Below are 20,560 nucleotides of genomic sequence, written 5' to 3' on the forward strand. Positions count from 1 at the left end.
GAGGATAACCCCATGAAACTCCTGCATCTCGATGCCAGCGCGCTCGGCGCCTATTCCGTTTCCCGCGGCCTGACGGCGGCGATCACGGCGGAGTTCGTCCAGAGCCACCCGGGTGTCGAAGTCACGTACCGCGATCTGCACGCCGCGCCGCTTGGCCACTGGGGCCTCCCGGCCGGTGAGAACGATCCGGCCGCCGCCGAAAGCGCCGCCGTGCTTGAAGAGTTCCTCGCCGCCGACGTCATCGTCATCGGCGCGCCGATGTACAACTTCGGCATCACCAGCTCACTGAAGGCATGGATCGACCGCATCGCCGTAGCCGGGAAGACCTTCCAGTACACCTCTACGGGCCCGGAAGGCCTCGCGGGCGGCAAGCGCGTGATCATCGCTTCGTCGCGCGGTGGCGTTTACAGCCACGGCGCGCCGGCGGCTGCCATGGACTTCCAGGAGCCGTACCTGCGCGCGGTGCTCGGCTTCCTCGGTGTCACCGACATCGAATTCGTTCGCGCCGAAGGCGTCGCCATGAGCGACGACCATAAGGCCCAGGCGGTCGGTGGCGCGATCGCTTCGATCGGCGGCCTGCTGCGTAAGGCGGCGTAAGCCAAGGGGCCGACCCAGCCTGTGAGAGCCGGCTTCCTGTGGGAGCCGGCTTCCTGCGAGAGCCGGCTTCCTGTGCGAGCCGGCTAGGCCGGCGATTGGGTTCATGCAACCTGGCTATCGCCGCTGAAGCGGCTCCCACATGGCGAGATTGTGTCTCAGGAGCCCTGTTTACCGGGCTTCTGTTCCGGGTCGTTCTGAGATTCCTTGGGGTGCCCCTCACCGGGCACCTTTGGCTTGCCCTGCGACGGTTTCAGGTTGTCTTCGCGATAGCCAGAATTCGGCTGCTTCTTGTCGTCTGTCATGTGCTGCTACTCCTGGCGTGTTGTCAGCGTCGCTGCTGGCAGGCGGCGTGGCCGCATTCGCAGGTGCCGCCGACGTTCTGGCTTTCGGCCGCCATGCGACAACTTTCGCTGCAGAAGTCGCGCGACACCGGGATCTGGCAATTGCACCCGTCGTGGTCACAGGGTTTGGTCGCCTCGTTCATGCCAACGCCTCCTCAGTGTTCGATTCAACTCGACCGAGGGTGCGCGGATCGGCGTCTATTTTTCGTTACTGCGCGGCGAATGATCCTGCGCGTCGAGTGCAGCCCATCCGTGCGCTTCGACCAGCAAGCCGCTCAGGCTTCGCACGTCCTGCAGGTTGTGGGCCGCGACGCGCACCAGGTCAGCCGATGAGCCACCGCGAAGGTAGGTAAGCCACGCACGCGGGGCTTCGGACCCCGGCAGATCGTCCTCGCGAACACTGCGCAGCAGTTTCCGTTCCGCCGTCTGCATCTTGCAGTTCTCCCAACTCTGCCGATAACGGCGACGCATGGGATGCAGGAGGTCGACGTGCGTGAGCCCTGCCAGCGGATTGGTCATGCGCGCGAGCCGATAACGCGTGGCGAGCAAGGGAGCGTCATAGGATTTTCCGTTGTAGCTCACGAGCACCGTGTCGGCGTCGATCCATTCGGAAAACGTCCGAAGCATGGCGCTTTCAGCGGCCATCGTAGTGATGTAGACCTGCCGCACGCGCAAACCGCCTTCGTGCCAGTCGGCAGCGCCGATCATGAAGGCGCGCGTTCCGGTGCCGCCGGCCAGACCCGTCGTTTCGGTATCGAAGTGAAGCAGATGCTCGCGCCGCGCGCTGGTGAGGCGAGCGAAGGTCAGGTCGAGTTCGGGCGGCGCATCCGGCCAGGCGAAACGTTGCTCGAGGTAACGAAGACCTGGGGTGAGTTCGTCACCCGGGACGTCACGGCTGAAGGTGCGTGGCGGCAGGCGTGGCTGCCCAAGGTGTGGCTGCCCGAGCCGTTCGCGCACGCCGGCCATGCGACGCAGCGCGGCAAGGTCGATGCGCGTGTTCTGTGGGAGCCGCTTCAGCGGCAATTCCTGCGCAGCGAGGCGAGCACCCATCGCCGCTGAAGCGGCTCCCACAGGGTTACTGTGAGCACCCATCGCCGCTGAAGCGGCTCCCACAGGGTTACTGCGAGCGCCCATCGCCGCTGAAGCGGCTCCTACAGAGTTACTGCGAGCACCCATCGCCGATGAATCGGCTCCTACAGGGGCAGAGGCCGCTGCGGCCGGCTTTCCACCGGCCTGCTTGCGGAGCGCGGCGAGCCGCGACGCCAGATCGGTCATGCGGTGGCTCCGAGCAGTCGCAGGACGCGGGCGGCGAGTGCGCGCGGCGTGGTCTCGCGGTTTTCATCAGCCGCCAGCACGGGCCCCACGCAGGCGGGGCAGCCAGCCTTGCATTCGCAGCCTTCGACCGTGGCAAGCGCATGAGTGAGAAGCTCTGCCGCGCGGTGGAACAGCGGCTCACTCAGGCCGACACCGCCCGGAAAGTTGTCGTAGAGATAAACCGTCGGCAGGAAGCGATCCAGTGCATCCGGCAGTGCAAGGCCGCCATCCGGCGCACGAATCTGCCCGCGTCCTGAAGCATCCACCTGCGCCGACCATCCACCGTCACCGGAACCCACGGCCTTCTGCAGGTCGCGTGGCTCGGCCATCACCGCGACGACCGCTGCGGTATGCAGCGCATACGCGGCACCGAGAAAACCATCGAGCGCGTGCTGCCGCGAGCGGAAAGCCTCATCCAGGACGGTCTGCGGCAATTGCCACCACACCGCCGTGGAATGCAGTTCCTGATCGGGCAGGTTCACCGGCCCGTAGCCGATGTTCTCGTGTGTGTAGTAACGGATCTTCTTGTAGCCGGACACGCGGCGCACGACGTGCACCTCGCCATGGCGTGCACTGCCCTCGCCCGACGTGCTGCCATCGAAGCATTCGAGTTCCTTGAGCTTGGTGTAATCGATGGCGTCCGTGTAGTAGTCCACGCGGGTGCGCGTGCAATACGCCTTGCGGCCTTCCCAATCGAGTTTCTCCACCTGGTAAGGCACCGACTGAATCATGTGGATCGCGCCTTCATAAAGCGTCAGCGCCGCCGCCGAATAGTCCACTTCGGCGATGATCGTCTGCCGCCCTTCCGTGCGATCGACCACGACGAAATTGCCGTCGGCGACGGAGCGCAGGCTCACCGCATTGGCCGGATAACTGTCGGCGATCCACTCCCAGCGCTCGCCCTCCTGGTGCAACACCTCGGCTTCGGCGAGCACCTGGAGATAGGGGCCGGCGTCATCCGGGCCGAAGGCGTCGCCGGCGATGAAGGGCAGCTCGAACGCCGCGCAACGGATGTGGTCGAGCAGGATCAGGGGCTGGTCCGGCTGGATGCGCGCCTGCTCGGGGGTTGCCTCGGTGAGAAACGCCGGATGCCGCATGAGGTATTGATCGAGCGGCGCACTGGTCGCCACCAGCACGCCTAGCGAAGGCTGCTGACGACGCCCGGCGCGGCCGAACCGCTGCCAGGTCGCCGCGATCGAACCCGGGTACCCGTTGAGCACCACGGCGTCGAGGCTACCGATATCGACACCAAGCTCAAGCGCCGACGTGGACACGATGCCATCGACGTCGCCGGCACGCATCGCACGTTCCACCTCGCGACGTTCCGTTGGCAGATAGCCGCCGCGGTAGGCACGAATGCGTGCCGGCAGCCGCGTATCGTGATCGAAGACATCCTTGAGGTACTTGGTTAGCACCTCGACCATCAACCGCGACTGCGCGAACACCAGGGTCTTCATTTTCGCCTTGATCGCCACGCGAGCGATCAGGTTGGTCTGCGAGCGCGCGGAGGCGCGCAGGCCGAGGTCGGGATTGATCACCGGCGGGTTCCACAACAGGATGTGCTTGTCGCCACTGGGCGCGCCGCTGCGGGTAATGGTGACGACCTCGTCCTCGATCAGTGCCTGCGCATGCTCGGTGGCGTTGCCGATGGTGGCCGAGCAGAGGATGAACTGCGGCGTCACGCCATAGAAGGCACAGATACGCTTCAGGCGTCGAAGCACATTCGCGAGGTGCGACCCGAAGACACCACGATAGGTATGGATCTCGTCGATCACCACGTAACGCAGATTTTCGAAGAACTGCGCCCACTTGGTGTGATGCGGAAGGATGGCCTGGTGAAGCATGTCGGGATTGCTGACGACGACATCGCCGTGCAGGCGGATCGCCTGGCGCGCGTCACCGGGTGTATCGCCATCGAACGTGAAAGCCTTTACGCCGAGATCGCCGGCCCGGTTGAGTTCGAGCAGCTCGGCGACCTGGTCCTGGGCGAGGGCCTTGGTCGGGAACAGGTAAAGGGCTTTGGCGCCAGCTTCGAGCACCGACGAAATCACCGGGAGCGTGTAGCAGAGCGTCTTGCCCGACGCCGTTGGCGTGGAAACCAACACATTCCGACCCGCGCGGGCGGCCTCCCAGGCTTCCTGTTGATGGCTATAGAGGCGCTCGATACCGTGCGCGGTCAGGGCCTTGGACAAGCCGGCCGGGAGATCCCCGGGAAGTGGCACGAACTGCCCTTCCCGCCCAAACACCGTAAACGCGGTGGCGACACGGTCGCTGTACTTGTCGCTGAGCCGCCGCGCCAGCGTGCTTCCGTCATGGCTGACCGCCAGGGCGGAATCCGCCTCATCGGTGAGGCGGGCTTTGAGGTAGGCGGCCATGGGCGCATCCAGGAAACAGGGGTGCCTGTTATCCCGCCCGGCGATCTCAAATCCTGCGACGAGTGCCGGAAATGTTCAGGGGGTCACGCCGTCGGCGAGGCGCCAGGCGCCGTCTTCGTCTTCAACCTTGATCGCCGCCTCATGTCCGGGCAGGTTCTGGATCGACGCGATCAGGACCAGCGCGTGACGCATCGCATCGTCACGGGTAGGAAACTGCCCCACCAGATCGGCATTGCGACGGAGGGTCCACTGACCATGCGCCGAGGCGTTGAAGGGTACGTAGAGGATCGTGCGCTGCAAGGATGACACTCCGCCGGGTGAAGGCCGGAGGCCCTCATGCAGGCGAAGCTAGGTGGCTTATCGTCGCGGAGGCGTTACGACGAGGTCGCTGCCCCGGTCACGTCAACCGGTATACGTGCTGCGGGCCGTGTCGAGCCAGTCGGCGTGACTGATGCCTCGTTCCATGGCGGCATCCACGGCCAGGCGTTCGTCGTCGAACTCTTCGAGCAAGGTGATCATGACGAAGTCGCGCGGGCCCGCGTGCAAGGCGGGCTCGACGATATAGGCCGCTTTCCAGACGCCAGAGGGCGTCCGCAGCGTGCGTACTTCCACCGAATACTGGCCAACGGTTCGACGATGCACGATTGCAACTCCAACCTGGGGCGGTGTGCCTGGATCGATTCTTACGCCCTCACGATGAAGATGACAAGCCGTGTCAGGCTTTGGGCGGTGCCTGCGCGGCCAGGCCTTCGCCGCTGGCAGGTATCGTGAAGGTTTTCGTCTCGCCCTGACCGACGGAAGCGTCGGCGTCGAGCCGGTCGCCACTGCATGCGCCATGCGACAGGACACTCAGCTTGCGCGTACCGGCGGGGACGTGAAGCACCAGCTGTTGCCCAATTTCCATATCCGCGACGACCTTGTCGTCGAGATAGACGGCGCTGGAGCAGCCCGCACCCCACAGACCCTGCTCACGCACGATGTTGAGCGTGGCGTCGCCGTCGGCGGTGTCCTGGTTGGAGAACGTGGTGCTCGACAGCACGTCGTGGATGCCGACGTGGCGCTGGTTCTGGGTGGCGCAACCAGCGAGCAGTACGACACCGGCAAGAGCGAGATAACGCATGAGGATGAGCTCCGGGAGGAATGTGAAGAGGATTGGTTTCCTTACGTGCACAATCGGTGAAAACGCGCCGCTCGTCGAGTGCCGACGCCACGTAGACACACCCACCCCAACAATCCCGCGCCACACTACCCAAGGAAGTGCGCCCATGGCCAGCCGAGACTGGATCGACATCGACTCGTTCGAAGCGATCGACGACACCGAGCAATTCGACCGGCCGGACATTCCGCGCGTCGAGGCTGTCCTCAGTGGCGCGCCCGAACGGGACTGGCAGCAGTTCTTCATCGTCCGGGCGCGTGCGCTCGAACAGACCCATCCCGGGCTGAAGATGGAGATCCTCGCCGACCGGCTGGGCTTTCACACCCGCGCCAGCAACGTGGAAGAGACCTGCCGGTTGGTCCACGAGGCCATCCAGGGCACCAACCAGGACTTCGCCGCCCAGCGTGCCGCCGAGGAGCAGCGTATTGCCGACCGCAACCAGGAGGTCCATGAGCTGATGTCCCGGGTGAAAACCATCAATGCGGCCTGGCCGCCGCAGGAATCCACGACCTGACATCCCCAAGAAAGCCCGGGAGGGATAGAATCCGCCCATGAACTCCAAGCCGTCATCGACACCCTCCGCACTGGTCTTCGACCGGGCGAGCATGGTGGCGGAGACGGTGGCCATGGTTCTGGACGACGCCGGCTACAACACCCGGGCGACGATGACCTACCGCGACGCCCGGCGGGCCTTCCAGGAACTGGGCGACCTCGTCCTGATGGTCGTGCACGCGGATACGCCCGGCGAGAAGCGCGGCAGGGAACTGCTCAACGCCGCCCTTCGGGAACGGCCGGACACCGCCATCGTCATCGTCTCCAGCCGGCTACCCGAGGACCTCGAGCCGGCACCTCGTTCGGCCGTGTTCCTGGTCAAGCCGTTCGACCGTGAGCAGTTGCTGGATGCCGTCGAGCGTGCGCGGCTTGCGCGCCCCGTCGCCTGACGCTCGCTTCCGCTTTCCGACACCATGTGCGGACGCTACGCCACCTACGGCCCGGTAAGCATGTCGCGGGATGCCCGCGACGTACTCGAACGCCTCGAGCTGGATCTGACCAGCGAGATCAACCAGCGCGACGATCACTTCAATATCGCACCGACGCAGCGTGCGCTCGTGGTCACGGCGGAAAATACCGCAGTGCACGTGGGTCTTTATCGATGGGGTCTCATTCCTTCCTGGGCGAAAGACATGAGCTTCGGCGCGAAGCTGATCAATGCGCGCCGTGAAGGCATCGCCACGAAACCTGCGTTCCGCGCAGCCCTGCGCCGGCGCCGCTGCCTCGTTCCTGCATCGGGTTACTACGAATGGCAGGGTGAAAAAGGCAGCAAGCAGCCATTTTTCATTCGCCCGCCGGACGGCAGCCTCATGTTGTTCGCAGGGTTATGGGAAACGTGGCGCGACGCGGATAACAACCCGCTGCACACGTACACGATCATTACCGGCGAACCGGGCAAGGTGGGCGGTGATATCCACGACCGGCAGCCGGTCATCCTCTCGCCGGATGCGTGGGAAGAGTGGCTGCTCGGCACCGCGGAGCAAGCCGTCGCATTGCTCGAGGCAGCCAACGAACCGGATCTCGTCTACTACCCGGTAACGAAGGCGGTCAGCTCACCAAAAAACAATGGGCCCGAACTGGTCGAGCCCATCGAGATCTAGATCTGGCGCATCGCAATCAGAGGCAGGAAATCGCTTCGTCGCGGTAGCTGCTGTTGTAGTCGCCCTTCACCTTCTGCAGTTCGTACATCACGACCTGCGAGCCGGAGCCGTTGGCGGTGATCTCGAGGCGCTCATGCGCGCCATCCTTGCTCGCGGTGACCGTACCCTTGTCGTCCTTGCCGTCGCCCTTGGCATCCGGCGACAGCGCCTGCCACTTGGGCACCACGCACTGCACGTAGGCCGGCACGGTCTTGCTCGACTTGCTGCTGAGCTTCGGCAAGGTGTCCTTCATGCCGCTGGTGGCACAACCAGCGAGGAGGACGGCGGCGGCGATCGCAAGAACGTGTTTCATGCTGGATTCCACGGTTAGGTCACCGGGATTCTAGCGGGTTCGGGCGCTTGCCATCAGCTACCCGCGCGCGCGACCGCATTGGCTTCCACATGCGCGAGCTGGCCGTTCGTGCATTTGAGGTAGCCGGACGACGAAAGCCAGCGCTTGTCGGGGTAGTACGAAAACACCATCTGGCCGCCCTTGAGGGCATCGATCAGCTGGTGGGCAATCGCCGTACGGACCGCCGGGCAACCCCAGCTGCGACCGATACGACCGGCCATCTTCGCCATCGCCTCGTTCACGTAGGCAGCACCATGGATGACGATGGCACGGGCCAGAGCCTGATCGTTCACCCCGGGCTCCAGCCCGGTCAGCCTCAGGGAATACCCGTTCTTGCCCATGTAGGTATCTGACGTGCGAAAGAGGCCAATACTGGAGGCGAGACTTTCCGGCGCGTTGGAGAATCGTGTGGCGTTCGCATCACCGCTGTTCTTGCCATGGGCGACCAGCTCCTGGAACAGCAGCTTGCGCTTCACGGTATCGAACACCCACAGGCGCGGCTCCGAGGAGGGCCGGGAATAATCGATCACGGCAAGGCGGTCCGAAGGCGCACCGCCCTGGGTCTGCGCGCACTCGGAAGCCTGGACAGCGAGTCCGATGACCTTGGGGTCGGCGTTGGGAGCCAGCTTGGCCAGTGCATCACCGAGCGTATCGGCAGCGTGGGCCTGGGCGGGGAGGAAAAAAGCGGCGCCGAGGAGCGGCGCGGACGCGAGGAGCGTTCGGAGCGATCGAATCATGCGGTGAGCCGGGGTGGTGTTACGACGGGGCATCCTAACGCGCTGATCATTTATTGACCACAACACCGTCACATCATTGCCCTTGAAGTATGTGAAAGCGTGCAGCTACGCCAACGAATTCGGAATCGATAGATCATGACTATGGAAAAACGCGTGCACGGTCGGCTGGCTATATCAGTCCTGGTCGCCCTTCTTCCCATCTGCGCGGCGGCCCAGGCCCCGCCGACAGCCGCTTCGGCGGCTGCACCACCCCCGATCGTCGCCCAGCTACCGGCGGTCCCGAGCACGGTCGCGGCGCCTCCTCCGCCCTCGGCAGACGACCCCGTGGCCACCGCCATCTACGGCCGCCTCCAGCAGATGACCCCTCTGCAGGGCGGTCCACTGAGCCGTCCTGATGCCGCGCTCGGCAAAGCGGTGAGCGACTTTTATGCGCAACGGCACTTCACGGCCGCCTGGTCCAACCCGACCAACGTTCAGCAGCTGCTCGCCAGCCTTGCCTCCGTCGATGGAGATGGCCTGCTACCCGACGACTACGACCTCACCGCTCTCAAATCCACCACGGAGGCGCCGGACTGGAGCACGGCGTCACCGGAGCGACGGGCCGATTTCGACGTCGCCGCCACCGGCGCCTACATCACCGCGCTGGTCCAGCTCGCACGCGGCAAGGTCGACCCCATGCGGCTGGACCCGACCTGGAACTTCGACCCCGCCGTGATCGACGCACAGCAAGGCATGTCGGTGCTGCAGACCTCGATCGACGAAAGCAGCGTGGACCAGGCCTTTGCCATGGCCCGACCGCAGAACCCCCTGTACGCCCAATTGCGTGATGCCCTGACGCAGCTACGGGCCACCGCGGCGCAAGGCGGCTGGCCGACCGTCCCCGATGGTCCCTCGCTGAAGCCGGGCATGAAGGATCCGCGCGTAGGTGCCCTTCGGGCCAGGCTGGTCGCTGGCGGCTATCTGGACACGACGCTCGCCCATGGCGATCACTACGATTCGCCGCTCACCGACGCCGTCAAGCGCTTCCAGACCGACCAGTACCTCGACGCGGACGGAAGCGTTGGCGCCGGTACGCTCGCTGCGTTGAACGTACCGATCGAGACGCGCATCGGGCAGGTGCGTGTCAACCTCGAACGTGCGCGCTGGCTGCTCCACGCCCTGGAAGGCACCTTCGTGGTCGTCGATGTCGCTGGCTACAAGATCAGCTTTTATCGCGACGGCAAGCCGGTGTGGAAGTCGCGTGTGCAGGTCGGCAAACCCTACCGCAGCACGCCGATCTTTCGTTCGCAGATCACCTACATCACCTTCAACCCGACCTGGACCGTCCCACCGACCATCCTGAAGAACGACATCCTGCCGAAAGTGCGCGCGAACGGCGCCTACCTGGCGAACAACCGCATCCGCGTGCTCGATGCCAATGGCAATACCATCTCTGCCGCCGGCGTTAACTGGTCCAACCCGCGCGGCATCACGCTGCGCCAGGACGCCGGGCCGGGCAATTCATTAGGCCAGGTAGTCATTCGTTTCCCGAATTCGTTCTCCGTATATCTGCACGACACACCCCATCAGGACCTCTTCTCCAAGGCCAAGCGCGATACCAGCTCCGGTTGTATCCGGGTCGAGCACCCTCTCGAGCTGGTGCAGCTGCTTTTCAACGACGACGCGAAGTGGAATCGCCAGGCCATCGACGATCGCATCGCCACGAAGAAAACGCAGAACGTGACGCTGCCGACCTCGGTGCCGGTGCTGCTGGCCTACTGGACTGTAGACATCGGCGACGATGGCAAACTGGCGTACAAACCCGATGTCTACGACCGCGACGGCCCGCTCCTGACCGCGCTGGACAAGCCGCAACCGCTGCGTACACCCTGAGCGGGTCGTATACTGCCGTCATGAACGTCCCCCTCGAAGCGACCGAAACGACCCTCCACGACCAGGTGCGAGATGAGGGCTTCGCCTTCGTACGTGGCGACGACATGCGCCGGCTGGTCGAGCACATCGCGCCCCTGGCCGACTGGGAAGCGTTTGCCGCCAGCTGGAATGCGCTGGAACCGGACACCTACCTCGCGGCAACAGGACGCTTCCGTCGACGCCGCCACGCGGTGTTCGCCGCGTCGCCCTTCGGGCACGTGGAAGAACGCCCCCATCAGGCGCACTTCCAGACGCTCTCGTACAACACCCTGCAAGGCGATATCGCGCGCTGGTTCGAGCCGATGCTCCCCGAAATCGTGCAGGGCGCGACGATGCGCGCGATCCTCGACTTCTGCCGCGACTTCTTCGGCGGCCTTTCGCCGGATGTCGCCCAGTGGCATGTCGAGGCTCATCAGTTCCGCATCGAAGCCACGGCGGGCGCCGCCGGCGAACCCACGCCCGAAGGCAGCCACCGTGACGGCGTCGACTATGTACTGGTACTGCTGATCGATCGCGAGAACATCGCCCGCGGTACGACCACCATCCACGCCCCGGACGGCCGCTCACTCGGCGAGTTCACCCTCGCGCATCCGTTCGACGCTGCACTGATCCACGATCCCCGCGTGTTCCACGGCGTGACGCCGGTGACGCCGCTGGACGAGGACAAGGCCTCGCATCGCGATGTGCTCGTCGTGACCTTCCGCGCAACCTGACCATCGCGCCGGCTGCACCGGCGTTTCACGGTCGCTGAGGCGTACTGCGCGCACCGCAGCCACGGAGCCTCACCGTGACCATCCGTTCGACCGCCCTGCTCCTTGTCGCCACCCTGGCGGCCACCTCCGCGTTCGCCCAGGACGCCTCCAAGGTCGACAACACCAGGATCAACCAGCGCGACCGGCAAGGTGCGAATACCACACCCTTCGACCAGCCGAACGACGCCGAAAACATCAAGGTCGCCGCTGCCGTGCGCAAGGCGATCATGGACGACGACTCCCTTTCGACGACGGCACACAACGTCAAGTTCGTCGCTTCCGACGGCACGGTGATCCTCCGTGGTCCTGTGAAGAACGACGCCGAAAAAGCGCGCGTCGAGTCGATCGTCAAAGGCGTGCCCGGCGTGGCGACCGTCCAGAACCAGCTCGACACCAAACACTGACCCGCGAGGCCCGTCATGAAAGCATCCGTCTATTGCACGACCCGCACCGTCGAACAAGCCGAGCATATCGTGCTCGAACTCAAGCAGGCCGGCTTCACCAGCGACGACATCTCGGCCCTGCTGCCCGATCGCCGCGGCACGCGCGATTTCGCGCACGAACACCATACCAAGGCACCTGAAGGTGCGACCACTGGCGGTGTCCTGGGTCTCGGTCTGGGTGCCGGGCTGGGCTGGCTCGCCGGCATCGGCGCGCTGGCGATTCCCGGCGTCGGTCCGTTCATCGCCGCCGGGCCGATCATGGCTGCGCTCGGCGGCGCAGCAGTCGGCACCGCCACCGGTGGCATCATCGGCGCGCTTGTCGGCATGGGCATCCCCGAGTTCGAAGCCAAGCGCTACGACGCCAAGGTCCGCGAAGGGAGCATTTTGATTTCGGTACACACCGAAAGCGGACACCAGCGCGATGTCGCGCGCGACGTGTTCAAACGCAACAACGCCGACGACATCTCCAGCGGCTCCGAAGCCAGCGTTCCCTCCTGAGCAAAGGCTCGTATTGCTTGGTTGTGTGGGAGCCGATTCATCGGCGATAAGGCTAGTGTGGGAGCCGATTCATCGGCGAAAAGCCAACGGAGCGGCGAGACCATGTGCCCAATCGCCGATGAATCGGCTCCCACAGAAAGCGCGCTTCAGTCAAACAGCGCGCTTCTACAGCAGGTTTAGGGCTCTCCTACAGCGCGCTGTCGAACAGCGCTTTCGCCTTCGCCAACGCCTCGGCGTGCGTCGCCTCCTGCGGCAGCTTCACATCGGCACAAATCGACACGCTCGCCTTCGCAGCAGCCGTACATGTGCTCAGAAAATCGTAATGCCCGACGCCGGGCAGACGCGTGATCGTCGCGCCAGGAATGGCCTTCACGGCGATGTCGCCATTGGTCGCCGGCTCGGCAACCTTGTCGTCCACACCCAGCACGATCGCCGTAGGCACATGGATGCGCGCAAAGCTATCAGGCGCAATGGCCTGCACAAGAGCCGGCGCGATGGCGAAAACCGCCTTCACCGCAGGAATGGAATGGTTGTCCTTCGCATGCGCAAGTTGCGCCTGCAGCACCGGATCGCTATAGACGCTGTTCCGCAGAGCAGGCCCGGAGATCTCCGGCGCTTCCTTCTGCGGTTTACACACCCCGTCGGCCGGATGCGCATCGCAGAATGCCTCCAGCCGAGGAAGATCGACGGTCGCCCCGGCCAGCAAGAACGCCGTGAACCCTCCGGCTGAGAATCCAGCAACGCCCAGACGCGCGGGATCGATATGCGCCGCAATGGTCTTGTCCTTGCGCACCGCGGCGAATGCAGCCTTGAGGTCTTCAGCACGCTCCCACCACAGCGCCGCACCCGCCACCGTCATCGGCCCCATGCCGTTGTTGCCCGGATGATTCACGCCGACGACGACATAGCCATCCCGAGCCAGTTCCGTGCCGAACCAGCTCATCATGCGTGCCGTCCCGCCGAAGCCATGCGACAGCAGCACAACCGGATGTTTGCCCGGCGCGAACGGCGCCTCCTGGGCGGCCTTTCCGGCCAGAAACAGCGGATGGCCGGGCGAGCCCATATCGAGTGGCTCTTCCCTGGCACCATCGATCGCGGGATACCACACCGTGATGGCCAGTGTGTCCGAGTGCGCCGCGTCTCGCAGGGCTGCGGTCGGCGTCGTCGTGCTGCGATGCGTCTCGCCGACCGTCGTCGCCGAAGCGACGCCGAGCACCGAGGTCAGGGCGAGCGCCAGACTGGCGCGCTTGATCATTGGCATGGTGAATCCCCTCGTTGGATAACGGATTGGATGGTTCAGGGCACCAGGGGCACCCAGATCTCGACGCCACCCATGCCTGTCAGGGGGTCGAAGTCGGCATCGTAGCGCTCGAAATCAGGCGCGTCGGCGGCCATAAGTCCCGAGGCAGGCAGCCATGTTTCGAGGAACGCGCGCCAGGTCAGCGGGATCGAGCCGATGTGCCCGGTGTGCCTGACGACGGCGTACGGCTGCCGGGCCAGGCGGAGGCGTGTGAATTCCGCGGGCACCGAGGTAAAGTTCTGCACTTCGTGGCCGCAGAGATAGTCGAAGTTGCCTTCATCGTCGTAGTTGAAGCACGCGCCATAGGCGTACTTACCCTTCGGGCGCGATCGCGCGTCGTGTTCATAGCGTTGCCACTGCGAGGGAATGGCCGCCGAGTTCGAGGCGAGATAACGCGCTCCGAGCCCTGCGATCAACAGCGGTCCGGCCTCCTCCACGCGCGGCACCTGGGCCTCGGGCACCGGTTCCTGCATCACGCGCATGGCCTCGACAACCGCCAGCCCCTCCAGCGATCCACCCTGTCGAACGTCCTCCGGGGTGCGTCCGAACTGGTCGCGGAACGCGCGGGTAAAGGCCTCGTGCGAGCCGTAGCCCGCTGAAAGCGCCACCTCGAGAATGTCGGACGCGCCGCCGGCCAGCACGCGGGCTGCCTCGGACAGCCGACGGGCACGCAGGTAACGCACCACGGGCCAACCTGTCGCTGCCTGGAAAACCCGCGTCAGATGAAACGGCGATACCCCGGCGGCCACGGCGACATCGTTCAGGGCCAGCGCGCCGCTGAAATGGGTTTCGATGTACCAGAGGGCTTTCTGCGCGGCCGCCATGAAGATGTCCTTCTCGGAGTAGGCGCAATCCTAGCGCCGTGTCGGCTATGGCACTTGATCGCGATTGCGGGGCAATGCCTCCACGAATCGTCCCGGCGCCCGTGCGACAATGACCCGACTTTTCGATCGAAGCAGTGCCATGAATTCGTCCGGTAAATATGACTTCAAGCAGTTCCAGGACGAACTCGCCGCCCTCGACCGCCAGAACGCTTCGAGCAAGCCCCCGGTGGTCGCCGCGCCTGTGGAGCCCCCGGCCCCGAAGATCCCGGAAAAACCCGTGGAGAAGCCACGCCGCGGCCGTCCGCCCAAGGTCGATCCCCTTGCCGAAGCCCGTGCGGCGTTCAACGCCCTGCGCGTGAGCTACGGCCTCAGCGTAGCCGACGTCGTGGCCTGGTTCCCGCCGGAAGAAGGCATCGCCTACCTGCAGTCGCTTATCGCCAGCGCGGAACCCAAGCCGCGCAAACCCCGGACCAAGCGCGTGCCGGACGCCGAATAAGCCACCGCGCCATGACCGTCCACTCACGCACCCCGACCGTCCGTTCCATCCTGTTCGCCCTCAACGGATCCATCATTCCGGTGATCTGGCGCCGGGTGGCGTACACGATCCTGCTCTCGGTCGTCGTGGTCCTGGCCGATTTCCACCTGTTCACGATGAAGGTCGGCCTGAACTCCGCACCGCTCACGCTGATGGGCCTGACCCTGGCGATCTTCCTCGGCTTCCGCAATACGGTGGCCTACCAGCGCTGGTGGGAAGCACGCACGCTGTGGGGCGACCTGATCATCGCCTGCCGCAACATCGCCCGGCAGGCGCTGGCCTTCCTGCCCGACGCCAGCGCGGCCACCCGCCGTGAGCTGGTGCACCCGTTGATCGCCTTCACCTACGCGATGCGGCACCACCTGCGCGGCAAAGACCCCGCCGCCGACCTCGCCCGTTGGGTGACGCCGGAGACGCTCGCCGCGGTCATGGCCTCGCCAAACCGCCCCGACGCCCTGATCGCCCACATGGGCGTGGCGTTCGCCACGGCGGCGCGCACCGAAGGCACCAGCCCGATCCTGCTGGCAGCCATCGACAAGGAGCTCGGCACCCTTGCGCATACGCTCGGCGGCTGCGAGCGGATCCAGGGCACACCCCTGCCCTACGCCTACATCCTTCTATTGCACCGGACGGTGCACATCTACTGCTTCCTGCTGCCGTTCTGCCTCGTTGGCCTGGTCGGCTGGTTCACCCCGCTGCTGGTGGGCGTGCTCGCGTACACCTTCTTCGGGCTGGACGCGCTGGGTGACCAGATCGAAGACCCGTTCGACATCCTGCCGAACGATCTGCCGCTGGATGCTTATTGCCTCACGGTGAAGAACGATCTGGTCGCGATGGTCGGCGACGCGCCCGCGGACCCTCAAGCCACGTAACGGAACACCCAGAACAGGCACGCCGAGAGCGCGACGGATGCCGGCACGGTCAGCACCCAGGTGACGATCAGCCTGACCACCGTCCCCCGCTGCAGGCCGGACCGGTTGCCCACCATCGACCCGGCCACGCCCGACGAAAGCACGTGCGACGTGCTCACCGGCGTCTCCAGCATTTCCGCCCCGCAAATGGTCAGCACCGTGGCGACTTCGGCACAGGCGCCCTGGGCGTAGGTCATGCGCTTCTTGCCAATGCGCTCGCCCACCGTGCGAGAGACCCGACGCCAGCCCACCATGGTGCCAAGCCCCATGGCCACGGCGACCGCCACTTTCACCCAGGCGGGAACGAAGCGCGTCGAGCTGTCGAGCAGGCCACGGTATGTCTCGAGCAGCTCGCGATCGTCTGCCGAGATCGGAATGCTTTCATCATCGTCCATCAGGCGTAGCGCCTCGGACGTCAGGTACATGCGCGTGCGCAGGTCGCCCACTTCGTGATGCGACAGATCGGCCAGCGAGCCGCCCTTGGCTACCTGCTGCGCGATACCGCGGGTGATCTGCGCGAGCGCACGGAACGTAGCGGGGGTAACCACACCCGTCTGGATGTAGCTTTCCACTACCTCGCGTTGCGCGACTTCGGTCATCCCAGCGTGAGGCACCGCTCCCGACGCGTACGTCGACAAGGTCTCGCTGGCGACATTCGCCACTGCGATGAAGATGCGTGTCTCGCCGGGCGTTACGGCGTGGTTTAGCGCATACGCTCCGGGCACCGCACCGACCAGAACCAGCATGATCAAGCCCATGCCCTTCTGCCCGTCGTTGGACCCGTGCACGAAGGACACGCCGGTGCAGGTCAGGATCAGCACGAAGCGAATCCAGAACGGCGGCGGTGCGTCGCCTTCAGGCGCCGCGAAAATGTCGGGGAGTGTCACGCAGCGCCGGAGCAGCACCAACAGTACGAAGGTCAGAACAAAACCGATCACTGCCGAGAAACGCATGGACTTACCTATTGCCATGGCCTGCGACCAGTCCACCTGTGCATCGACATCACCGGCATGCATCAGCTGGTTCATCAGCGCCACGCCGAGGATCGCGCCGATCAGGCTGTACGAACTCGACGAGGGCAAACCGAGATACCAGGTCCCCAGGTTCCAGACGATCGCAGCCAGCAGTACCGCGAAGACCATGGCGAACCCGACCGAGGATCCCGCGTTCAACGACAACGCGATGGGCAGCAACTGGACGAGAACGTAGGCGACGACACCACTGGAAAGCACGGCGCCGACGAAGTTCCAGCACCCTGCCCAAGCCACCGCAAACGACGGGTGCAAGGCGCGCGTGTAGATCACCGTGGCTACCGCATTCGCGCTGTCGTGGAAACCGTTGACGAACTCGAAACCCAGGGCCAGGGCGAGCGCGATGCCGAGAAGCAGGTACTCGACGGCGGTGTTCGAAGGCGCAAAGGCGAGATCGCTGCGCACCGCGACGATGACATAACAAGCGGCGCCGATGAGCACACCAGCGAACGCAACGCGGAGCAACACACGCACGCGACGGGACTCAATGCCCGATCCTTCCCGAATGATGTAAGACATGCCCGATCCTTGGCTACGGCGCGGCTCCAGACTAGCCGCGCCCAGCGAAGGATGTCTGTCGGTGACTGCTTACGTCCCTAGGTCGCGGACCTAGAAGACCTTGAGCAACATCCAGAACAGTCCCGCCGAGAGTGCGATCGACACGGGCAAGGTCAGCACCCAAGCCATCAGCATGCTGCGCACCGTGCTCCATTGCAGGCCCGAGCCATTGGCGACCATCGCACCGGCGACGCCTGACGACAACACGTGCGTAGTGCTCACCGGCAGGCCGAAGCGATCGGCGGCACCGATGGTGATCATCGCCACCACTTCGGCCGAGGCACCCTGTGCGTAGGTGAGATGCTGCTTGCCGATACGCTCACCCACGGTACGCACGATGCGACGCCAGCCCACCATCGTGCCCAGGCCCAGCGCGATCGCCACGGCCACCTTGACCCACGTCGGGATGAACTTCGTCGATTTGTCGAGCAGGCCGTGATAGTTGTCGAGCACCGCCTGGTCCTCGGGCGCGAACTGAGGCTGCTTGCTCTTGGCCATCAACCGCAGCGCCTCGGAACTTAGGTACATGCTGTTGCGCACGTTGTTGACCTCGCCCTGCGGGACATCGGCCAGCGTCGGACGCTGCGCGACCTGATCGCCGATGCGATTGGTCAGCGCGACCAGCGCGGAGAACGTCGCCGGCGTGGCCTGCCTGGTCTGGATGTAGTGCTCGATCTCGTCACGCGGCGAAGCGACCGCTTGCGCACCCGTCGCGTACTTGGCCAGCGTCTCACTCGCGTGGTGCGCGACCGAAACGAAGGTCTGCGTTTCGCCCGGCGTCACGGCCTTGTTCAGAGCGTAGGCGCTGGGCACCGTGCCGATCAGGATCAGCATGATCAGGCCCATGCCCTTCTGCCCGTCGTTCGAACCATGCGCGAAGGACACGCCGGTGCAGGTGAGGATCAGCAGGCTGCGAATCCAGAACGGCGGCGGCTTGTCACCGTGCGGCTCGGCGTAGAGCTCCGGTGCCTTGACGAAGTGCTTGAGGATCATCAGCAAGCCGAAGGCGAGACCAAAACCGATCAGCGGCGAAAAGAGCAGCGACTTGCCGACACTCAGCGCCTGGCTCCAGTCCACGGCCGCGTTGGCGTTGCCGGCATTCATCATCTGGTTCATCAGGCCCACGCCGATGATCGAACCGATCAGCGTGTGCGAACTCGATGAAGGCAAACCGAGGTACCAGGTGCCAAGGTTCCAGACGATGGCCGCCAGGAGCAAGGCGAACACCATCGCAAAGCCGACGTTCGTGCCCACGTTGAGAACGAGTGCGATGGGCAGCAGCTGCAGCACCGCGTAGGCCACCGCGCCACTCGAGATCAACACGCCAACGAAGTTCCAGCCACCCGACCAGACCACCGCGAAGGTGGCCGGCAGTGACCGCGTGTAGATCACCGTCGCCACCGCGTTGGCGGTGTCGTGGAAGCCGTTGACGAACTCGAAGCCCAGGGCGATCAGCAAGGCGACGCCAAGCAGGACATATTCGAAGGTGGGACTGGTGGGCGCTACCGTGAGATCGTGGCCCAACTGGGAGCCGACGTAGATCGCCGCGGCGAGCAGGACGGCGGCGAACACCCCCAGGCTCAGGTAGCGGGTAAGCGAGGAGCCGGCGGTCGGCTCGCTCAAAACCGTACTGTTCATGGTGCGCCTCCGGTTAAGACAGACCAGAGGTACCAACGGCGTGTGACCGTCTTGTGTCAGTTAGTGAAAATCAAGCTGAATGGCTGGGTTCGACGGGGGTGGTCCTGTGCACCCATCACGTCCATGGGCACGAAGCACCTACACGATCACTCAGGTCGAGATGCAGACGAATGCATCAGCATGATCGGCTGCTCGTACGCCTCCAGGTTGTCACTAATCCATTGCTCGTCGGTACGTTGCGACGTTAATTGCCCCCGGCAGCAACGCGATAAGCAAGTGACATTCATCCACGCAAACAAAACCAGCCTCAGCGATCGCCCGAAGTGAAGCGCTAGAGATACGGCGAGAGGGTACCCCTTCAACAAGCTCGCATGGGCGTATTAAGCTTGATGATGACGTTTCAAGGATCGAACGTCACCATATCTTGTACCAGGGGCGCTTCTTCTCAGCAGCGGACGAAGTACCCGAAAGAACTGGCGGAACCATCTTGCAACCTTCGATGAAGCCGAGGACCGCGACGTTGAACCCGACCACAGCACCGATCGTCGCCGCACACTCTTTAACCATGAACCCTGTAGCTACCGCTGCACAAAGGGCGGCATCTTCCAGACCAAGACCATTGGTGCGTACGATTTCCAGGGCATCGTGCTGCAGGGCCGAGAGAGATTGCATGACCGTAAGGTTTGGCTCGGCGCCGCGCTGAACGAGCTCGCTCCTCATCAATTCCTCGTCAAGCGAGACACTCGACTTGGATAGGAATGCAACCATCGCTCGAATGAGCAATGGCCCCTTCTCGTTGGCCTCGGTTGAGATGAGGATGGCACCGGGCTCGAGTGCCTCGACACCCAAGCTGAAAGATCTCAACAACAGAGATCCTGCAAGCCGCGCCCCGGTCGATATTGCCGTCTCGGGGTGAATTGCTCTACCTGATCCGAGCTTGCTCGCGACCAGGTCGACGAACTCACCAATCGTCTTGTCCTGCACATCTGAACTCGCCAATGAATCTCTCCTGGATTTCCAGTTTATGCCTGCATTGCCGCCGCCGAAGGCGCATGGGAACGCGTAGCTCCATACAGCGAAGGCACTACGCAACGTGCCTGCCATGCGCGCATTCATCATTCTAAACAGTTGACTTCTTAAGGATGAACGTAGACCAGTTGCTTTGCTGCATTCCGGGCTAGATACCTGCTGACGGGCCCTGAAGTTCGCGGACATTCATCGGGCACGATCAAGGGAAATGCGGTCCACGAATCCGGAAACAGCATCGACAAAATAATGAATCCGTTCGTCGCTCTCCGCCTCAGTCGCCGCTCTTCGGAAACCAGAAGATCGACGTACCGCCGATGCCTCCGATCAACGAAGCGACGACGCCTCCCGGGAAAAAATTGTGAACCAGGGCCGACAATGCTTTGGAAAAACCTGATTCAGCGCCTTCGATTAGGACGATCGCAAACAGGACAAAGATTGCGCCACCCATGAAGCTGAAGAAGTATTGACGTAGTGATGGATTCTCAACCTTTCGGCCTGATGTAAGGAGTCCAAATAGTACGGCTAACATCGATTCCATCGTAAGCTTCCCCGTCAAGCAGACATTTC

25 protein-coding genes are annotated in these 20,560 nt (G+C 64.1%); 10 read left to right on the forward strand and 15 right to left on the reverse strand.

Translation table 11 applies throughout. The features are described from left to right. The first annotated feature begins 12 nt into the window (after positions 1-12). Positions 13-597, forward strand: coding sequence for an FMN-dependent NADH-azoreductase (locus tag ACVWWJ_RS10875; RefSeq protein ID WP_456967807.1), 585 nt, complete (start codon positions 13-15; stop codon positions 595-597). Positions 598-752: 155 nt separating this feature from the next. Here ACVWWJ_RS10875 and ACVWWJ_RS10880 read toward each other — a convergent pair whose 3' ends face one another. The 7 genes from ACVWWJ_RS10880 to ACVWWJ_RS10910 form a co-directional block, all read right to left on the reverse strand. Further along, complete coding sequence (locus ACVWWJ_RS10880; protein WP_456967808.1) at positions 753-899, reverse strand: hypothetical protein; 147 nt, start codon at positions 897-899, stop codon at positions 753-755. Positions 900-922: 23 nt separating this feature from the next. Then, the gene (locus ACVWWJ_RS10885) at positions 923-1,081 is read right to left on the reverse strand and encodes a hypothetical protein (protein ID WP_159894517.1); all 159 of its coding nucleotides are present in this window, start codon (positions 1,079-1,081) and stop codon (positions 923-925) included. 55 nt (positions 1,082-1,136) lie between these two features. Further along, positions 1,137-1,988 (reverse strand): ribonuclease H-like domain-containing protein, encoded by an 852-nt coding sequence (locus ACVWWJ_RS10890; protein ID WP_456967809.1) that lies wholly within the window; start codon positions 1,986-1,988, stop codon positions 1,137-1,139. A gap of 221 nt (positions 1,989-2,209) precedes the next feature. Then, positions 2,210-4,627 (reverse strand): DEAD/DEAH box helicase, encoded by a 2,418-nt coding sequence (locus ACVWWJ_RS10895; protein WP_159894513.1) that lies wholly within the window; start codon positions 4,625-4,627, stop codon positions 2,210-2,212. 75 nt (positions 4,628-4,702) lie between these two features. Beyond that, positions 4,703-4,927: a hypothetical protein gene (locus ACVWWJ_RS10900; RefSeq protein WP_456967810.1), complete on the reverse strand. Its 225-nt coding sequence runs from the start codon at positions 4,925-4,927 to the stop codon at positions 4,703-4,705. Between the two features lie 102 nt (positions 4,928-5,029). After that, entirely contained in the window at positions 5,030-5,269 is a 240-nt protein-coding gene (locus ACVWWJ_RS10905) for a hypothetical protein (RefSeq protein ID WP_159894509.1), read from the reverse strand. Between the two features lie 73 nt (positions 5,270-5,342). Next, positions 5,343-5,747 (reverse strand): hypothetical protein, encoded by a 405-nt coding sequence (locus tag ACVWWJ_RS10910; protein WP_456967812.1) that lies wholly within the window; start codon positions 5,745-5,747, stop codon positions 5,343-5,345. Positions 5,748-5,892: 145 nt separating this feature from the next. Here ACVWWJ_RS10910 and ACVWWJ_RS10915 point away from each other — a divergent pair, with 145 nt between their 5' ends. From ACVWWJ_RS10915 to ACVWWJ_RS10925, 3 genes are read left to right on the forward strand one after another with little or no spacing between them, the layout of a single operon-like run. Next, a complete protein-coding gene (locus tag ACVWWJ_RS10915) occupies positions 5,893-6,297 on the forward strand; it encodes a hypothetical protein (protein WP_159894505.1) in 405 nt (134 codons plus the stop codon). A gap of 37 nt (positions 6,298-6,334) precedes the next feature. After that, positions 6,335-6,724 carry a response regulator gene (locus tag ACVWWJ_RS10920; protein WP_159894503.1) on the forward strand — a complete coding sequence of 130 codons (390 nt, stop codon included), beginning with the start codon at positions 6,335-6,337 and terminating at the stop codon, positions 6,722-6,724. A gap of 24 nt (positions 6,725-6,748) precedes the next feature. Beyond that, the gene (locus tag ACVWWJ_RS10925) at positions 6,749-7,435 is read left to right on the forward strand and encodes an SOS response-associated peptidase (RefSeq protein WP_456967813.1); all 687 of its coding nucleotides are present in this window, start codon (positions 6,749-6,751) and stop codon (positions 7,433-7,435) included. 16 nt (positions 7,436-7,451) lie between these two features. Here the strand turns inward: ACVWWJ_RS10925 and ACVWWJ_RS10930 are convergent, their stop codons facing one another. Both ACVWWJ_RS10930 and ACVWWJ_RS10935 read right to left on the reverse strand, forming a co-directional pair. Then, positions 7,452-7,787 carry a hypothetical protein gene (locus tag ACVWWJ_RS10930; protein ID WP_159894499.1) on the reverse strand — a complete coding sequence of 112 codons (336 nt, stop codon included), beginning with the start codon at positions 7,785-7,787 and terminating at the stop codon, positions 7,452-7,454. A gap of 53 nt (positions 7,788-7,840) precedes the next feature. Next, a complete protein-coding gene (locus ACVWWJ_RS10935) occupies positions 7,841-8,563 on the reverse strand; it encodes a murein L,D-transpeptidase catalytic domain family protein (protein WP_159894497.1) in 723 nt (240 codons plus the stop codon). Between the two features lie 135 nt (positions 8,564-8,698). Between ACVWWJ_RS10935 and ACVWWJ_RS10940 the strand changes: the two genes are divergently transcribed. The 4 genes from ACVWWJ_RS10940 (at position 8,699) to ACVWWJ_RS10955 (ending at position 12,167) form a co-directional block, all read left to right on the forward strand. Continuing rightward, positions 8,699-10,435, forward strand: a complete 1,737-nt coding sequence (locus ACVWWJ_RS10940; protein ID WP_456967814.1) for a L,D-transpeptidase family protein — start codon at positions 8,699-8,701, stop codon at positions 10,433-10,435. A gap of 20 nt (positions 10,436-10,455) precedes the next feature. Further along, entirely contained in the window at positions 10,456-11,187 is a 732-nt protein-coding gene (locus ACVWWJ_RS10945; protein WP_159894493.1) for a 2OG-Fe dioxygenase family protein, read from the forward strand. Positions 11,188-11,261: 74 nt separating this feature from the next. Continuing rightward, on the forward strand, positions 11,262-11,630 hold the full coding sequence (locus ACVWWJ_RS10950) for a BON domain-containing protein (protein WP_456967815.1): 369 nt from the start codon (positions 11,262-11,264) through the stop codon (positions 11,628-11,630). A gap of 15 nt (positions 11,631-11,645) precedes the next feature. Further along, the gene (locus ACVWWJ_RS10955; RefSeq protein ID WP_159894491.1) at positions 11,646-12,167 is read left to right on the forward strand and encodes a hypothetical protein; all 522 of its coding nucleotides are present in this window, start codon (positions 11,646-11,648) and stop codon (positions 12,165-12,167) included. Positions 12,168-12,354: 187 nt separating this feature from the next. Here ACVWWJ_RS10955 and ACVWWJ_RS10960 read toward each other — a convergent pair whose 3' ends face one another. Beyond that, positions 12,355-13,422 carry an alpha/beta hydrolase family protein gene (locus ACVWWJ_RS10960; protein WP_456967816.1) on the reverse strand — a complete coding sequence of 356 codons (1,068 nt, stop codon included), beginning with the start codon at positions 13,420-13,422 and terminating at the stop codon, positions 12,355-12,357. 41 nt (positions 13,423-13,463) lie between these two features. Beyond that, on the reverse strand, positions 13,464-14,291 hold the full coding sequence (locus tag ACVWWJ_RS10965; protein WP_456967817.1) for an AraC family transcriptional regulator: 828 nt from the start codon (positions 14,289-14,291) through the stop codon (positions 13,464-13,466). A 139-nt stretch (positions 14,292-14,430) separates the two neighbouring features. Here ACVWWJ_RS10965 and ACVWWJ_RS10970 point away from each other — a divergent pair, with 139 nt between their 5' ends. Beyond that, positions 14,431-14,787: a 2-hydroxyacyl-CoA dehydratase gene (locus tag ACVWWJ_RS10970; RefSeq protein ID WP_159894487.1), complete on the forward strand. Its 357-nt coding sequence runs from the start codon at positions 14,431-14,433 to the stop codon at positions 14,785-14,787. Positions 14,788-14,798: 11 nt separating this feature from the next. Further along, positions 14,799-15,698, forward strand: a complete 900-nt coding sequence (locus tag ACVWWJ_RS10975) for a bestrophin family protein (RefSeq protein WP_456967818.1) — start codon at positions 14,799-14,801, stop codon at positions 15,696-15,698. On the opposite strand, the gene ACVWWJ_RS10980 is transcribed toward ACVWWJ_RS10975, so the two are convergent. From ACVWWJ_RS10980 to ACVWWJ_RS10995, 4 genes are all read right to left on the reverse strand, one after another. Then, complete coding sequence (locus ACVWWJ_RS10980; protein WP_456967819.1) at positions 15,686-17,287, reverse strand: inorganic phosphate transporter; 1,602 nt, start codon at positions 17,285-17,287, stop codon at positions 15,686-15,688. The genes ACVWWJ_RS10975 and ACVWWJ_RS10980 overlap by 13 nt on opposite strands. Before the next feature lie 90 nt (positions 17,288-17,377). Then, complete coding sequence (locus ACVWWJ_RS10985; protein WP_456967820.1) at positions 17,378-18,964, reverse strand: inorganic phosphate transporter; 1,587 nt, start codon at positions 18,962-18,964, stop codon at positions 17,378-17,380. A gap of 414 nt (positions 18,965-19,378) precedes the next feature. Beyond that, entirely contained in the window at positions 19,379-20,068 is a 690-nt protein-coding gene (locus tag ACVWWJ_RS10990; RefSeq protein ID WP_456967821.1) for a hypothetical protein, read from the reverse strand. Positions 20,069-20,264: 196 nt separating this feature from the next. After that, positions 20,265-20,531, reverse strand: coding sequence for a hypothetical protein (locus tag ACVWWJ_RS10995; protein WP_456967822.1), 267 nt, complete (start codon positions 20,529-20,531; stop codon positions 20,265-20,267). Between the last annotated feature and the right edge of the window lie 29 nt (positions 20,532-20,560).

The sequence above is a fragment of the Luteibacter sp. HA06 genome, from assembly GCF_054061215.1.